This window comes from Variovorax sp. GW823-FHT04F07, assembly GCF_058795995.1.
Window position 1 is genome coordinate 58,252 of the sequence record NZ_JBXAIG010000003.1, and the last position, 13,960, is coordinate 72,211.

At 67.4% G+C, this 13,960-nt stretch carries 17 protein-coding genes; 3 read left to right on the forward strand and 14 right to left on the reverse strand.

The annotated features are described in order from the left end of the window. Positions 1–8 precede the first annotated feature (8 nt). From rpoE to AC1RAA_RS15620, 10 genes are all read right to left on the reverse strand, one after another. A complete protein-coding gene (gene rpoE, locus AC1RAA_RS15575; RefSeq protein ID WP_235926394.1) occupies positions 9–683 on the reverse strand; it encodes an RNA polymerase sigma factor RpoE in 675 nt (224 codons plus the stop codon). 9 nt (positions 684–692) lie between these two features. Continuing rightward, positions 693–1,175: a hypothetical protein gene (locus AC1RAA_RS15580; RefSeq protein WP_492732031.1), complete on the reverse strand. Its 483-nt coding sequence runs from the start codon at positions 1,173–1,175 to the stop codon at positions 693–695. A gap of 13 nt (positions 1,176–1,188) precedes the next feature. Then, complete coding sequence (gene fabF / locus AC1RAA_RS15585) at positions 1,189–2,433, reverse strand: beta-ketoacyl-ACP synthase II (RefSeq protein WP_153282466.1); 1,245 nt, start codon at positions 2,431–2,433, stop codon at positions 1,189–1,191. Between the two features lie 96 nt (positions 2,434–2,529). Continuing rightward, on the reverse strand, positions 2,530–2,769 hold the full coding sequence (acpP, locus tag AC1RAA_RS15590; RefSeq protein WP_007830471.1) for an acyl carrier protein: 240 nt from the start codon (positions 2,767–2,769) through the stop codon (positions 2,530–2,532). A gap of 100 nt (positions 2,770–2,869) precedes the next feature. After that, on the reverse strand, positions 2,870–3,613 hold the full coding sequence (gene fabG / locus AC1RAA_RS15595; RefSeq protein WP_062475549.1) for a 3-oxoacyl-ACP reductase FabG: 744 nt from the start codon (positions 3,611–3,613) through the stop codon (positions 2,870–2,872). 32 nt (positions 3,614–3,645) lie between these two features. Continuing rightward, positions 3,646–4,599 carry an ACP S-malonyltransferase gene (gene fabD / locus AC1RAA_RS15600; RefSeq protein ID WP_492732030.1) on the reverse strand — a complete coding sequence of 318 codons (954 nt, stop codon included), beginning with the start codon at positions 4,597–4,599 and terminating at the stop codon, positions 3,646–3,648. 51 nt (positions 4,600–4,650) lie between these two features. Further along, positions 4,651–5,628, reverse strand: a complete 978-nt coding sequence (locus AC1RAA_RS15605; protein ID WP_070062242.1) for a beta-ketoacyl-ACP synthase III — start codon at positions 5,626–5,628, stop codon at positions 4,651–4,653. Further along, positions 5,628–6,725 carry a phosphate acyltransferase PlsX gene (plsX, locus tag AC1RAA_RS15610; protein ID WP_139702424.1) on the reverse strand — a complete coding sequence of 366 codons (1,098 nt, stop codon included), beginning with the start codon at positions 6,723–6,725 and terminating at the stop codon, positions 5,628–5,630. Before plsX ends, AC1RAA_RS15605 begins: the two co-directional genes overlap by 1 nt. A 61-nt stretch (positions 6,726–6,786) precedes the next feature. Beyond that, the gene (rpmF, locus tag AC1RAA_RS15615; RefSeq protein ID WP_057592299.1) at positions 6,787–6,969 is read right to left on the reverse strand and encodes a 50S ribosomal protein L32; all 183 of its coding nucleotides are present in this window, start codon (positions 6,967–6,969) and stop codon (positions 6,787–6,789) included. A 173-nt stretch (positions 6,970–7,142) separates the two neighbouring features. After that, positions 7,143–7,700 (reverse strand): YceD family protein, encoded by a 558-nt coding sequence (locus tag AC1RAA_RS15620; protein ID WP_095746469.1) that lies wholly within the window; start codon positions 7,698–7,700, stop codon positions 7,143–7,145. A gap of 86 nt (positions 7,701–7,786) precedes the next feature. On the opposite strand from AC1RAA_RS15620, the gene AC1RAA_RS15625 reads away from it, so the two are divergent. From AC1RAA_RS15625 to AC1RAA_RS15635, 3 genes are read left to right on the forward strand one after another with little or no spacing between them, the layout of a single operon-like run. After that, on the forward strand, positions 7,787–8,368 hold the full coding sequence (locus tag AC1RAA_RS15625) for a Maf family protein (protein ID WP_492732028.1): 582 nt from the start codon (positions 7,787–7,789) through the stop codon (positions 8,366–8,368). Continuing rightward, positions 8,365–9,132: an SAM-dependent methyltransferase gene (locus AC1RAA_RS15630; RefSeq protein WP_492732026.1), complete on the forward strand. Its 768-nt coding sequence runs from the start codon at positions 8,365–8,367 to the stop codon at positions 9,130–9,132. The genes AC1RAA_RS15625 and AC1RAA_RS15630 overlap by 4 nt, the downstream gene beginning before the upstream one ends. A gap of 2 nt (positions 9,133–9,134) precedes the next feature. Next, on the forward strand, positions 9,135–10,301 hold the full coding sequence (locus AC1RAA_RS15635) for an MFS transporter (protein ID WP_492732024.1): 1,167 nt from the start codon (positions 9,135–9,137) through the stop codon (positions 10,299–10,301). A gap of 12 nt (positions 10,302–10,313) precedes the next feature. On the opposite strand, the gene AC1RAA_RS15640 is transcribed toward AC1RAA_RS15635, so the two are convergent. Genes AC1RAA_RS15640 through AC1RAA_RS15655 form a run of 4 tightly spaced genes read right to left on the reverse strand, consistent with a single transcriptional unit; the run spans position 10,314 to position 13,511 of the window. Then, positions 10,314–11,354: a S49 family peptidase gene (locus tag AC1RAA_RS15640; protein ID WP_095949576.1), complete on the reverse strand. Its 1,041-nt coding sequence runs from the start codon at positions 11,352–11,354 to the stop codon at positions 10,314–10,316. 1 nt (position 11,355) lies between these two features. Continuing rightward, positions 11,356–11,724 carry a Rieske (2Fe-2S) protein gene (locus AC1RAA_RS15645; RefSeq protein ID WP_070062237.1) on the reverse strand — a complete coding sequence of 123 codons (369 nt, stop codon included), beginning with the start codon at positions 11,722–11,724 and terminating at the stop codon, positions 11,356–11,358. Between the two features lie 10 nt (positions 11,725–11,734). Next, complete coding sequence (locus AC1RAA_RS15650) at positions 11,735–12,418, reverse strand: HAD family hydrolase (protein WP_095949578.1); 684 nt, start codon at positions 12,416–12,418, stop codon at positions 11,735–11,737. Further along, positions 12,411–13,511 carry an RluA family pseudouridine synthase gene (locus AC1RAA_RS15655; protein WP_062475576.1) on the reverse strand — a complete coding sequence of 367 codons (1,101 nt, stop codon included), beginning with the start codon at positions 13,509–13,511 and terminating at the stop codon, positions 12,411–12,413. The genes AC1RAA_RS15650 and AC1RAA_RS15655 overlap by 8 nt, the downstream gene beginning before the upstream one ends. Positions 13,512–13,960: the final 449 nt, after the last annotated feature.

A 13,960-nucleotide genomic window follows, 5' to 3' on the forward strand; every position in this document is an offset into this window, starting at 1 on the left:
CTGCTGATCTACCAACGCTTGCCGGACTGGTTGTCCAGCAGCGGCTTGACCCTGGCCGAAATGGCCTCGCGCGCCCGGAAAATACGCGAGCGCACCGTGCCGATCGGACAATCCATGACCTCGGCAATCTCTTCGTAACTCATCCCCTCGATCTCGCGCAGCGTGACCGCCTGGCGCAGCTCGGTGGGGAGCGCTTCCATGGCAGCCTCGACGGCACTGGCGATTTCGTTCGCCGCCATGACCGATTCGGGGGTTTCATCGCTGGTTGGTTCGTTTCCAGGACGGTAAGTTTCATCTTCGTCGTCCGAGGACGAACGCAGTGCGCTTTCGGAGACGGTCGGATCGCGCTTCATGTCCACCAGCGCCTTCTTGGCGGTGTTCACCGCGATCCGGTACAGCCAGGTGTAGAACTGGGCCTCGCCGCGAAACTGGTGCAGCGCGCGGTAGGCGCGGATGAAGGTTTCCTGGGCGATGTCCTCGATCAGGTCGACATCGCGCACCATGCGCCCGATCAGCCGTTCGATGCGGCGCTGGTACTTGATGACCAGCAGTTCGAACGCCTTCTGGTCGCCCGCGACGGTGCGCTGGACCAACTGGAAATCGACCTCACCCGGGCGCGGCGCCTGCGCCGCCTCATCGGGCAGCGCGGACTCCGGAGGCACGGGAGGCAAGGAAGTGGTCATCGAAACGGATCAGGGCGCGTCGGCCGGAGCGGTCGCGCGCCAGGGGTCGCCGGCCACCTCGGCGACCGGGGGCCGCGCGTAGACCGCACGGCGCACGTCGCGCCAGCGCTCGGGCATGGCCCGCTGCTCGAGCCAGACCCAGCGGGCCGCGCGGCCGGGTTCGGCTAGGCGGATGAGCAGCAGCGACTGGAAATCGAGCGCCACCACGGCGCGCGCGGCGAGCACGCCGCGCGTCGGATCGGCACCGGTCAGCGACCAATGCGATCCATCGAAATGCAGCGTCGCCACCCCGTCGCGCCGCAGGCCGAAACCTGCCGCGACACCGGAAAAGACGACGCTGAGGAGCAGCAGCAACTGGCGCCAGCCATTGCTATCGAACAGATAGCAGGCCGCGCCGGCGCAGCAGACGCCCAGGGTCCAAAGAACCAGAAGAATCCGGGTCGCGCCGCGGGTGCGCCCCACCGGATAGGTCACCGACGGTGCGCTGTGCATGGGAGAGCGACGCTCAAGCGCGCTTGAACACCAGCGTGCCGTTGGTGCCGCCGAAGCCGAAGTTGTTCTTGACCGCGACATCGATCTTCAGATCGCGCGCCTCGTTGGCGCAGTAGTCGAGATCGCACTCCGGATCCTGATTGAAGATGTTGATCGTCGGCGGGCTCTTCTGGTGATGCAGCGCGAGCACCGTGAACACCGATTCGATGCCGCCCGCGCCGCCCAGCAGGTGGCCAGTCATGGACTTGGTCGAATTGACGACGAGCTTCTTCGCGTGATCGCCGAAAGCCAGCTTGACCGCGTTGGTCTCGTTGAGGTCACCGATCAGCGTCGAGGTGCCGTGCGCGTTCAGGTACTGGACCTCGTCGGCATTGACACCCGCATTGGCCAGTGCCATCGCCATCGAACGGCGGGGGCCGTCGACGTCGGGCGCGGTCATGTGGTACGCGTCGCCGGTCATTCCGAAGCCGGAGACTTCGGCGTAGATCTTGGCGCCGCGCGCCTTGGCGTGTTCGTACTCTTCGAGCACCAGCACGCCGGAGCCCTCGCCCAGCACGAAGCCGTCGCGGTCCTTGTCCCACGGGCGCGAGGCCGTGGCGGGATCGTCGTTGCGGGTGCTCAATGCGCGAGGCGCGGTGAAGCCGCCGATGCCCAGCGGAGAGATGGTCGATTCGGCACCGCCTGCAATCATGACGTCGGCGTCGCCGTACTCGATCATGCGTGCCGACGTGCCGATGGCATGCAGGCCGGTGGTGCAGGCGGTCACGACGGCGATGTTCGGGCCCTTGAAGCCGTACTTGATCGAGACGTGGCCCGAGATCATGTTGATGATCGACGCCGGCACGAAGAACGGCGAAATGCGACGCGGGCCGCGGCTCGCGTACTCGCCGTGCGTCTGTTCGATCATCGGCAGACCGCCGATGCCCGAGCCGATGTTGCAGCCGATGCGCACGGCCTTTTCATAGGACAGCGCGTCGCCGGTCGGCAGTCCGCTGTCCTGCACCGCCTGGATGGCGGCGGCGAGTCCCAGATGAATGAAGCGGTCCATGTGACGCGCTTCTTTCTCCGAGATGTATTGGGTGATGTCGAAACCCTTGACCTCACCGGCGAACTTGCAGGCGAAGGCGCTTGCATCGAACGCGGTGATGTTCGCAATACCCGACTTCCCGGCCAACAGGTTGGTCCAGGATTCGGTTGCGGTGTTTCCGACAGGAGCGATGCAACCGAGTCCGGTCACGACGACGCGGCGTTTGGTCATGCCGGCAAACCTTTCTGGAAGCGCTGGACAGCTGCCGAGCGGCGCGGGCGGTTGAAAAAAGAGCCGCCGGCCGTCGTTGCAGTGTCAGCTGGCCGATCAGGCCTTTTGATTCTTGGTGGCGTAGTCGACGGCGTTCTGCACCGTCGTGATCTTCTCTGCGTCTTCGTCCGGGATCTCGATGCCGAACTCGTCTTCGAGTGCCATCACGAGTTCGACCGTGTCGAGCGAGTCAGCGCCGAGGTCGGCCACGAAAGCCTTTTCGTTCGTCACTTGGGACTCTTCCACGCCGAGTTGCTCGGCGATGATTTTCTTGACACGTGCTTCGATATCGCTCATTTGATTCCCTCTAAGGGTTGTAGGTAACTGGTGGATTTTAGCCGGGCGGCCCGTGGCATTTGCCCCGCGCTCCGGTACGGAAAAAGATTGCGCCTTTCGGCTACATGTGCATGCCGCCGTTGACGTGCAGCTCCTGCCCCGTCACGTACGAGGCCTGCGGCGATGCGAGGTAGGCCACCGCATGCGCGATGTCGGCCGGCTTGCCCAGGTGGCCCAGCGGGATCTGCGAGAGCAGCGCCTGTTGCTGGGCTTCCGGCAGGCTGGCCGTCATGTCGGTTTCGATGAAGCCCGGCGCGACACAGTTGACCGTGATGTTGCGGCTGCCGAGTTCGCGGGCCAGCGCACGGGTCATGCCCGACACGCCGGCCTTGGCGGCCGCGTAGTTGGCCTGGCCGGCATTGCCGGACGCGCCCACCACGCTCGTGATGCTGATGATGCGGCCATAGCGCTGCTTCATCATCGGGCGGATCACCGCGCGCGAGAGACGGAAGACGGCCTTGAGGTTGGTGTCGAGCACCGCATCCCAGTCGTCATCCTTCATGCGCATGGCGAGCGTGTCGCGCGTGATGCCGGCGTTGTTGACCAGCACATGGATCGCGCCGTAAGCCTGCACGATCTCGTCGATCAGGGCTTCGACAGCAGCGCCGTCGTTCACGTCGAGCGCACGGCCGCGGCCGTCGAACGCGCTCAGCGCCTGGGTGATCTTGGCGGCGCCGTCATCGGTGGTGCCGGTGCCCACGACCTTGAGGCCGCGCTGCGCGAGTTCGAGCGCAATGGCGGCGCCGATGCCGCGCGTTGCGCCGGTGACCAGGGCGACCTGGCCTTCGAATTTGGGAGTGCTCATAAAAGAGAAAAAGTATCGGGGCCTGGCGGCGTTCAGCCGGCGAGCGATTGTCGGACGTCCGCGAGGGTGGCCGGGTCGTACACCGACGCGGCTTCCAGTTCGGGGGCGATGCGCTTCACCATGCCGGCCAGCACCTTGCCGGGACCGCACTCGATGATGGCGGTTGCACCGCGCAGTTTCAAGGCCTGAACGCTTTCGACCCAACGCACCGGGCCGGCAGCCTGGCGCACCAGGGCGTCGCGGATGCGGTCGGCATCGGTCTCGACGGCCACGTCGATGTTGTTGAGCACCGGAATCTGCGGCGCGGCCAGCGCCACGCTCGCGAGCTTCTCGCGCAGGGCTTCGGCCGCAGGCTTCATCAGGCTCGAATGGAACGGCGCCGACACCGGCAGCGGCAATGCGCGCTTGGCGCCGTTGGCCTTCAGCAGCTCGCAGGCCTTGTCGACCGCGGCCTTGCTGCCGGCGATCACGGTCTGCATCGGATCATTGAAGTTCACGGCCTCGACCACCTCGACGCTGCCGGGGCCGAACGTGGCGGTGGCTTCGGCGCAGCCGGCGACCACCTTGTCGGACGCCATGCCAAGGATCGCCGCCATCGCGCCGACGCCGACGGGCACGGCCTGCTGCATGGCCTGCGCACGGAAACGCACCAGCGGTGCGGCCTGCGAGAGCGTGAGCACGCCCGAAGCCACCAGCGCCGAATACTCGCCCAGCGAATGGCCGGCCACCACGGACGGCGCGGCGCCGCCTTCGGCCAGCCAGGCACGCCAGGCGGCCACGCCAGCCACCAGCATCACGGGCTGCGTGTTGGTGGTGAGCGCCAGCTCTTCCTTGGGACCGTTCTTGATCAGCGCGCCGATGTCTTCGTTCAACGCCTCAGAGGCTTCGCGCAAGGTCTCGACCACGGCCGGGTGATCGCCCCAGGCGTCGAGCATGCCGACCGCCTGCGAGCCCTGACCCGGAAAGACAAAAGCAAAGGATTTCATTGTTGTTTCTTCGTCACCGCGCCGACGCCCGCTTCGGGGCGCCGCGACGCACTACAGATTCAATAGCACCGCGCCCCAGGTGAAGCCACCGCCCACGCCTTCCAGCATGAGGGTCTCACCCTTCTTCACCTTGCCCGAGCGCACGGCTTCGTCGAGCGCCAGCGGGATCGAGGCGGCCGAGGTGTTGCCGTGCTCGTGCACCGTGACGACCAGCTTCTCACGCGGCAGCTTCAGCTTCTTGGCCGTGCCTTCCATGATGCGGATGTTGGCCTGGTGCGGGATCAGCCAGTCGATGTCGGCCTCGGTCTTGCCCGCCTTGGCGAGCGTGGCGCGTGCGGCGTCTTCGAGCACGCGGACCGCCAGCTTGAAGACGGCCTGGCCGTCCATGTGCAGCAGCGGCGTGCCGAGCACGTTGCCGCCCGACACATGGCCGGGCACGCACAGGATGCCGACGTGCTTGCCGTCCGCATGCAGGTCGCTGGCCAGGATGCCGGGCTCGTCGGAGGCTTCGAGCACCACCGCGCCCGCACCGTCGCCGAACAGCACGCAGGTGGTGCGGTCGTTGAAGTCGAGGATGCGGGAGAACACTTCGGCGCCGATCACCAGCGCGCAGCGCGCAGTGCCCGTGCGGATCATCGCGTCGGCCACCGTGAGTGCGTAGACAAAACCGCTGCAGACTGCCTGGACGTCGAAGGCCGGGCAGCCGGCAATGCCGAGCTTGTGCTGGAGGATCGCGGCCGACGACGGGAACACCATGTCCGGCGTCGAGGTCGCGACGATGATCAGGTCGACGTCGCTCGCCTTGCGGCCGGCGGCTTCCAGCGCGTGCTTCGCGGCTTCGAGGCCAAGATCGCTGCTGCTGACATCGGGCGCCGCGAAGTGGCGCGCGTGAATGCCGGTGCGCTCGACGATCCACTGATCGGAAGTTTCGATGCCGCGTGTCGCCAGATCCTTGGCAAGGTCGTCATTGGTGACGCGGCGGGGGGGCAGGTAGCTGCCGGTGCCGGTAATGCGCGAAAAAGGGGTCATCAAGCGTGAAGGGCTGTCGCGTCGGCCGGCGCCGCCGACTCCTGCCGCGCGAGCAAAGGCGCGGCGTGGGCGATGCGGGCCCGCACGCGATCGAGCAGGTTGTTGCGAGCGGCATCATAAGCGCGATCCAACGCATGGCCGAAAGCCACTTCGTCGGCCGAGCCATGGCTCTTGAACACCAGCCCGCGCAGGCCCAACAGGGCCGCGCCGTTGTAGCGACGGTGATCCAGGCGACCTTTGAACGCTTTTAGAACCGGGTAAGCAACAATAGCCGCCAGTTTCGTGAGAATGTTTCGCGAAAACTCGACGCGAATGAACTCACCGATCATCGACGCGACGCCTTCGCTGGCCTTCAGCGCCACATTGCCGACAAATCCGTCGCACACGACGATGTCGGTCGTGCCCTTGAAAATGTCGTTCCCTTCAACGTTGCCGTAGAAGTTCAGATCCTTGGAGTTGGCAGCTGCACGCAGCAGTTGACTGGCCTTCTTGATGGTTTCGCTGCCCTTGATGGCTTCTTCGCCAATATTAAGCAAGCCGACCGAAGGCGATTCGTTGCCGGTCAATGCCGAAACGAGCGCCGAGCCCAGCACGGCGAACTGGAGCAGGTCTTCGGCGTCGCAATCGACGTTCGCACCGAGATCGAGCACGGTGGTCGCCCCGCCCTTCACATTGGGCAGCTGCGGCGCGATGGCCGGACGGTCGATGCCATCGAGCGTCTTGAGGAGATAGCGTGCGATCGCCATCAATGCGCCCGTGTTGCCAGCAGATATCGCCGCTTGCGCCGCACCATCCTTGACCTGCTGGATCGCGACGCGCATCGAAGAGTCTTTCTTCTTGCGCAGGGCGATTTCGATGGGATCGTCCATGCCGACCACTTCGCTGGCCGGCACGATGCGGGCGCGCGGATGGTCGGCAAACCCCGCCAATGCGGCCGGCGCACCGACGAGCAGCAACGAGGCTTCGCTGTGCCGCTCGAGAAACGCGCGGCAGGCCGCGAGCGTGACACGCGGCCCATGGTCACCCCCCATGCAATCCACGGCGAGCGTGATTGCGGCGGGCGCAGCAGTGAGTTCGGGAGAAAAAGGCGCAGCCATCAAAACAAAGGCCCGACGCTACAGCAAAAGTAGCTTCGGGCCTTGGCCTTGGGATTCGAGATCAGGCTTCGGACTTGTTCTTGAGCACCTGACGGCCGCGGTAGAAACCGTTCGGGCTGATGTGGTGGCGCAGGTGCGTTTCGCCGGTGGTGGGCTCGACAGCGATGCCGGGCACGCCCAGGGCGTTGTGGGAACGGTGCATGCCGCGCTTGGAAGGCGACTTCTTGTTTTGCTGGACGGCCATGATGGCTCCTGGACGGTTAGGTGGGTGACTGGATGCGGGCTCAAGCGGTGGCAATGAGGCGAAAGCTCCGGCGGCATGCATGGAATGCCACGTTCTGCCTTTGCCTTGTATGCATTGCTGCTCACGGCGGCGCGCGCGAAGCCCATGATTATAGCCCAGCCACGGAGAAAGGGCTACTTTCCCTCTTCGGGCTTGCGCGGACGCAACGCGCCGAGCACGGCAAAGGGGTTCGGCTTGGCCTCCTCGGCCGCCTGGAAATCGTCGTCGCTGGAGGACAGGCGGACCGGCGTCGGGCACACGTCGTGGACCGGCATGACGGGGATTTCCATCAGCAGCTCGTCCTCGATCAGCCCGCGCAGGTCGAAATCACGGCTGACGACCAGCAAGTCTTCGTCGGATTCCTCGTCTTCCGCCTCGGCCGTGGCCTCGTCGGCCACGAAGCGGAACCAGCGGTCCACGAACAGTTCGGTGTCGACGGGCGACAGGCAGCGCTGGCAGACCAGGGGCACGGTGGTTTCGACATCCAGGTGCAGCCAGGGCGTCGCCTTACCGTCGGCGCCGGGGCGCTCTTCGCCGGTCGCTTCCCAGCGGACCACGGCGTCGGTGGCCGGCGTCGCCAGTTCGGCGACCAGGCGCGCGAAACCCGGGACCGGATCGGCACCATCCAGCGTGGCAGCCGCCGCGGTGAACGCGGGCACATTGAGCCTTTCGGGGGCAAATTCTCTCTTCATCCGCCCCAGTCTAGCGCGCCGGCCGGCCTCCCAGGCAAGCAACCCGCCGAGCCGGTCGGGTCCGGTCGCTCACGCACAATCGCTGCATGCAACGCACCGTGATCCTCGCCTCGACCTCGCGCTACCGGCGCGAACTGCTCACCCGCCTCCATCTGCCCTTCGAGGTGCACGCCCCCGACGTCGACGAAACCCCGCTCGAAGGCGAGACGCCCCGCGCGCTCGCCGAGCGCCTGGCGCTGGAAAAAGCCAACGCCGTGGCCGCGCGCTTTCCCGAGGCGGTGGTGATCGGCTCCGACCAAGTTGCCGACCTGGCGGGCGAAGCGCTCGGCAAGCCCGGCGACCACGCCCGGGCGACCGCCCAATTGCGCCGGATGCGCGGCCAGACGCTGATCTTCCAGACCGCCGTGGCCGTCGTCTGCCATGCCACGGGCTTCGTCCAGCGCGACATCGCCCCCGTGCGCGTGGTGTTCCGCGACCTCTCGGACGCCGCCATCGAGCGCTACCTATTAGCAGAGCAGCCCTACGACTGCGCCGGCAGCGCCAAGAGCGAGGGCTTCGGCATCGCCCTGCTCGACGCCATCGACAGCGACGACCCCACCGCGCTGGTCGGCCTGCCCCTGATCCGCACCTGCCGGATGCTGCGCGCCGCGGGGGTCGACCTGCTGTGACCACAAAAGGCAAGCTCTACCTCGTCCCCGCGCCGCTCGATTTCGGCTGCGACCTCCAGGCCCCGCTGCAGGACGCCCTGCCGCTGGGCACGCTGCAGGCCGCCGCCGGCCTCACGCACTGGATCTGCGAGAACGCCAAGTCGACCCGCGCCTACCTGAAGCGCATCGACGCCGTCGTGCCGCTGGCCGCGCCGCTGCAGGCGCAGAACATCCAGGAACTGCCGCGCGAGGTGCACAAGAAAGGCGACCACGCTGGCCAGTTCGACGCCCGCCCGCTGCTCGCCGCCGCACTCGAAGGCCACGACGTCGGCCTGCTGAGCGAAGCCGGCATGCCCGCCGTGGCCGACCCCGGCTCGTCGGTAGCGCGCGCCGCGCACGACCTGGGCATCACCGTCGTGCCGCTCATCGGGCCTGTGTCTTTGCTGCTGGCCCTCGCAGCAAGCGGCCTGAACGGACAGAACTTCGCCTTCGTCGGCTACCTGCCGCAGGACGGCGGCGAACGCCAGGCGCGCATCCGCGAACTCGAGGCGCTCGCGCTCAAGACCGGCCAGACGCAGCTCTTCATCGAAACGCCGTACCGCAATGCCGCCCTGCTGCAGGCGCTGGTGCAGACGCTGCAGCACAACACCCGGCTCGCCGTCGCGCGCGGCCTGACGCTGGCGACCGCGCAGGTGCGCAGCGAGACGGTGAAAGCCTGGCGCGCTGCCAAGCCGCAGGCCACGACCGACGAGCGCCTGCCCGCCGTGTTCGCCATCGGGCGCTGACGGTGGGGCCGGGCGTCACGGCCGGTACGCGCTGGGCGTCGCGCGCCCAGTTCTTCGCGTCGGGCTTCATCTTTGCGACCTGGGGCGTGCACGTGCCGACGGTCAAGGCGCACTACGCCATCGACGAGGCGCAGCTCGGGCTCGCCATGCTCGCGGCGGGCGCCGGCGCGATGGTCGGCCTGACCAGCGCCGGGCGCTGGATCGGCCGCCACGGCCCGCGCCGCATGGCCGCGCTGTGCGGCTGCGTCTACGCCCTGCTGATCGCCGGCCTGATCGCGATGCCCGGCTATGCCGCGCTGCTGGGCCTGCTGGCGGTGTTCGGCCTCGTCACCAGCGTGTTCGACGTGGCGATCAACACCGAGGCCGCACAGCTCGAGTTGCGCGGCAATCAACCGTTGATGAGCGGCATGCACGGCATGTTCAGCCTCGGCGGCATGGTCGGCGCCGCGAGCGGCAGCGCGGCGCTGGCCGCCGGCATGGCGCCGCAGACCCACCTGTGGACGGTGGCCGTGGTGATGATCGGCGTGGTCGCGATCGCGGCAACGCGCATGCTGCCCACACCGGCTGCCCCCGCCGACGGCGCGGCCGCGGCAGACCACGGCTTTCGCCTGCCGCGCGGCGTGCTCGCGGTGCTCGGCGTGCTGGCCGCGCTGGGGCTGATCGCCGAGGGCGCCATCTACGACTGGAGCGTGCTCTACATGCAGCAGGAACTGGGCAGCCCGCAGCAGCAGGCCGCGCTGGCCTATGCGAGCTTTTCCGCCGCGATGGCGGCTGCGCGTTTCGGTGGCGACGCGATGCGCGCCCGCTTCTCACCCACGGCCTTGCTGCGCGGCAGCGGCCTGCTCGCGGCGGGGGCGATGACGCTGGTATTGCTGACCGACCTGCCCTGGCTCGCGCTGCTGGGCTTCGCAGGCGTAGGCGTCGGTTTTGCGAACGTGGTGCCGATCCTGTTCGGCGCCTCAGCCCGCGTGCCGGGCGTGGCGCCCGCCAACGGCATTGCGGCCGTGTCGGCCATCGCCTATCTGGGGTTCATGGCAGGGCCCGCGGTGATCGGCCTGCTGGCGCGGGTCAGTTCGCTGACCGCCGCGCTCTATGTGGTGGTGGCCTTTGCCGCCGCGCTGGCAGCCTCGGCCCGGTTCACCGGCAGCGGCGACAGCAGCACCGCCTGAAAAAAGCCGCGCTCAGCGCAGCGCTGGCGAGGTCTTCAGCGCGCTCACCGAGGCCGCGCCCATGGCGGCGCCGAACTTCTTGGCCAGCTTCTCGGCCACGTTGTCGCGGCGCGTGTAGTCGATGACTTCCTCCGCCTTGATCACCTCGCGTGCCACGAAGTCGACGTTGCCCAGCTGGTCGGCCAGGCCGAACTCCACGGCCTGCTCGCCGCTCCAGAACAGGCCGCTGAACAGGCCCGGGGTGTCGAGCTTGAGGCGGTCGCCGCGGCCTGTCTTCACCACGTTGATGAACTGGGTGTGGATCTGGTTGAGCATCGCCTGGGCATGCGCGCGCTGCGCGTCGTTCATCGGGCTGAACGGATCGAGGAAGCCCTTGTTTTCGCCGGCCGTCAGCAGGCGGCGCTCGACGCCGACCTTTTCCATCACGCCGGTAAAGCCGAAGCCGTCCATCAGCACGCCGATGCTGCCGACGATGCTGGCCTTGTCGACGAAGATCTTGTCGGCGGCGGCGGCGATGTAGTACGCCGCCGAGGCGCAGGTTTCTTCGACCACCGCGTAGACCGGCTTCTTGTGCTTGGCCTTCAGGCGCTTGATCTCGTCGTTGATGATGCCGGCCTGCACCGGGCTGCCGCCGGGCGAGTTGATCAGCAGCACCACGCCCTTGGCGCCCTCGTCCTCGAAGGCCGTCTTCATGGCAGCGATCACGAACTCGGCACTGGCGTCGCCGCCGTTGGCGATCTCGCCCTTGATCTCGACAACGGCCGTGTGGGCCGTGGTCTTGGCGGTGCTGGGCGTGCTGCGCGAGAACGCGAACCAGGCCAGGAACACGAAGAAGGCCAGCCAGCCCAGGCGCACGAAGGTCTTCCAGCGGCGCGTGGCCTTCTGCTCATTCAGGGAGGCGAACGCGAGTTTCTCGAGCGTGGCGCGCTCCCACCCGGGGCGCTGCGTGGGGTCTTGGGCCATGGTGCGGGGGCTGTCTTGGGATGTCGTGAGGGGGACGGCCGGCTCCAGCGGTTCGAAACCCTGGGGTTCCCTGCGGTTCGGATCGGTCATGTCAGAAGGAAAGAGGTTGGAGGTTCCAGTCAGTATGCCAGTGCACCACGCCGTCTTCTTCGCTCAGCGCGATCTTCACGAGCCCGCCGCGACACGGTCCGCCCGCGCATTCGCCGGTGTCGGGCTTGTAGACGGCGCCATGGGTGGCGCACAGCAGCCACTGGCCGCTGTCGTCGAAGAAGCGGTCGGGCTGGAAGTCCATCTCCATCGCCACATGGCTGCAGCGGTTGAGGTACGCATGCGGCAAGCCCTCGAAACGCACTGCGAAGGCGCGACAGGTTTCGCCGCCGTGGACCACGTCGAAAGGCACGGCGTTGCCGCCCTCGACCAGGTCCGAGGCATTGCACAGCGGGATGCGCGAGTCGCTCATGCCTTGGCCCTCAGGCGTTGTCGAGCAGCCAGGCCTGCAGCTCGGCGATCGACTGCGCCACGTACAGCGGCTTGAATTCGTCGAAGGTGGACGACGCATGCGCGCCGAAGCCCACGCCCACGCTGGCGCAGCCGGCGTTCTGCGCCAGCTGCAGGTCGTGCGTGGTGTCGCCGATCATCAGCGTGCGCTCGGCCGGCACGTCGAGCTCTTCCATCAGTTCGAGCAGCATGCGCGGGTGCGGCTTGCCGAAGGTTTCGTCGGCGGTGCGCGAGGCGTCGAAGCGGTCGCGCAGCGCCACCGTCTTCAGGGCCTCGTTGAGGCCGCGGCGCGACTTGCCCGTGGCCACGGCCAGCTTGTGGCCGCGCGCGCGCAATGCATCGAGCATGGGCAGCACGCCGTCGAACAGCACGAGGTCGTCCTGGTGCTGCAGGAAGTGATAGCGGTAGCGGGCGCCAAGCTCGGGGTACTTTTCCTTGGGCACGTCGGGCGCCGCGCGCGCGAGCGCCTCGGCCAGGCCCAGGCCGATCACCCAGGCGGCATCGTCCTCGCTGGGCTTGGCGCCACCGACATCGACCACGGCCGCCTGGATGCAGCGCACGATCAGGCGGGTGGAGTCGTAGAGCGTGCCGTCCCAGTCGAAGGCGATCAGGTCGAAGCGAGGGGAACGTGCAGGGCTGGCGGAAGAATCAGTCATGGGCCGTGGGAGTGGGGTGTTGCGCCATCGCCTCGAGCGCCGCACGCGACATCAGCGCATGCAGCTCGGGCGGCAGCCCGGCCTGCAGCGCAATGCGCTCGCCGCTGGCCGGGTGGTTGAATTGCAGCCGCCACGCATGCAGGAACATGCGCTTGAGGCCGAGTTTGTGCAAGGCACGTTGCCGATCGGACTCGCCATATTTGTCGTCGCCGGCAATCGGATGCCCGGCCGAGGCCAGGTGCACGCGGATCTGGTGGGTGCGCCCGGTCTTGATGGTCACCGCCAGCAATGACAGCGGCGTGGCGTCGCCCGGCAGGCTGAGGCGGGCCAGCACGCGCACCAGCGTGACGGCGCGCATGGCGTCGGGGTGGTCCTTGGCGACCACGCGCACGCGGCGTTCGCCGGCACCGGCGCCCGAACCGTCGGGCAGCAGGTACTTGGCCAGCGGCGCGTCGAGCACCTTCTTGTTGGCGGGCCAGTCGCCTTCGACCAGCGCCAGGTAGGTCTTGCCGGTTTCGCGCTCGCGAAACTGGTCCTGCAACGCCACCAGCGCGCTGCGCTTCTTGGCGACCAGCAGGATGCCGGAGGTTTCGCGGTCGAGCCGGTGCACCAGCTCCAGGAACTTGGCGCCCGGACGCGCCGTGCGCAATTGCTCGATCACGCCGAAGCTCACGCCACTGCCGCCGTGCACCGCGACGCCGGCGGGCTTGTCGATGGCCAGCACGGCCTCGTCTTCGAGCAACACGGGAAACTCGCGCGCCGGCGCGGGCGGCGTGGCGCCCTCTTCGGCGCGCGGCGAGATGCGGACTGGCGGAATCCGGACCAGGTCACCGTCTTCGATGCGGGTCTCGGCCTGGGCCCGGCCCTTGTTGATGCGCACCTCGCCCGACCGGATGATCCGGTAGACGTGCGTCTTCGGCACGCCTTTCAGATGGCGAAACAGGAAATTGTCGAGTCGCTGCCCAGCGGATTCGGCGTCGACGGTCAGAAAGTGGATGGCGGCGTGCGGCGTGCCGGTATCGGCGCCCGCGGGTCGATCCGCGGGATTTGGAGCCCCCGCGGGGCTTTTCTTCGCACCTATAATGTTTTTCACCAGCGCGGTCGTGTAAGTGCTTGATTAGACAGAAGTTTAGAGCACTGACGACCATGCTGTGAGGTCGATGCCGCTTTGGCGTCCAGCCCGCAAACCCCGCGCAATCGCGCAAAGTGGCAGGCCAGGCACCCAAGTCAAGCCGACACCCACGAAACACCGATACGGAATACCCAGCCTGCAGCTTCCAAGCTGCAGGCGGATCGAAGCGAGTCCCTTGTTGTGTTGATGCTGCTGATTCAAATATGCCTGCGCTGGTCGACCTGGTTTCGACCAGTCGCCTCAGGCATTGAATCGCCCGCAGTGCGCGCCACCCTTGCGCAACCGGCTGTCAAAAAGGCAGCCACCCAACACCGAATCTGGCTCGCGCCCATCCACGCGCCCCCACCCCGGCTGTCTTCTTGAGCTGACGCTCGAGAGGCCTGCTCGCGCCTGGCGCGGCAGTCACAGCA

Coding starts and splice junctions, on each gene's coding strand:
- plsX (WP_139702424.1), bottom strand. CDS start 6,725: ATGGCTGCGCCTTTTTCTCCCGAACTCACTGCTGCGCCCGCCGCAATC.
- fabG (WP_062475549.1), bottom strand. CDS start 3,613: ATGAGCACTCCCAAATTCGAAGGCCAGGTCGCCCTGGTCACCGGCGCA.
- AC1RAA_RS15620 (WP_095746469.1), bottom strand. CDS start 7,700: ATGAAGAGAGAATTTGCCCCCGAAAGGCTCAATGTGCCCGCGTTCACC.
- acpP (WP_007830471.1), bottom strand. CDS start 2,769: ATGAGCGATATCGAAGCACGTGTCAAGAAAATCATCGCCGAGCAACTC.
- rpmF (WP_057592299.1), bottom strand. CDS start 6,969: ATGGCCGTCCAGCAAAACAAGAAGTCGCCTTCCAAGCGCGGCATGCAC.
- AC1RAA_RS15625 (WP_492732028.1), top strand. CDS start 7,787: ATGCAACGCACCGTGATCCTCGCCTCGACCTCGCGCTACCGGCGCGAA.
- AC1RAA_RS15580 (WP_492732031.1), bottom strand. CDS start 1,175: ATGCACAGCGCACCGTCGGTGACCTATCCGGTGGGGCGCACCCGCGGC.
- fabF (WP_153282466.1), bottom strand. CDS start 2,433: ATGACCAAACGCCGCGTCGTCGTGACCGGACTCGGTTGCATCGCTCCT.
- AC1RAA_RS15645 (WP_070062237.1), bottom strand. CDS start 11,724: ATGAGCGACTCGCGCATCCCGCTGTGCAATGCCTCGGACCTGGTCGAG.
- fabD (WP_492732030.1), bottom strand. CDS start 4,599: ATGAAATCCTTTGCTTTTGTCTTTCCGGGTCAGGGCTCGCAGGCGGTC.
- AC1RAA_RS15605 (WP_070062242.1), bottom strand. CDS start 5,628: ATGACCCCTTTTTCGCGCATTACCGGCACCGGCAGCTACCTGCCCCCC.
- AC1RAA_RS15640 (WP_095949576.1), bottom strand. CDS start 11,354: ATGACCGATCCGAACCGCAGGGAACCCCAGGGTTTCGAACCGCTGGAG.
- AC1RAA_RS15650 (WP_095949578.1), bottom strand. CDS start 12,418: ATGACTGATTCTTCCGCCAGCCCTGCACGTTCCCCTCGCTTCGACCTG.
- rpoE (WP_235926394.1), bottom strand. CDS start 683: ATGACCACTTCCTTGCCTCCCGTGCCTCCGGAGTCCGCGCTGCCCGAT.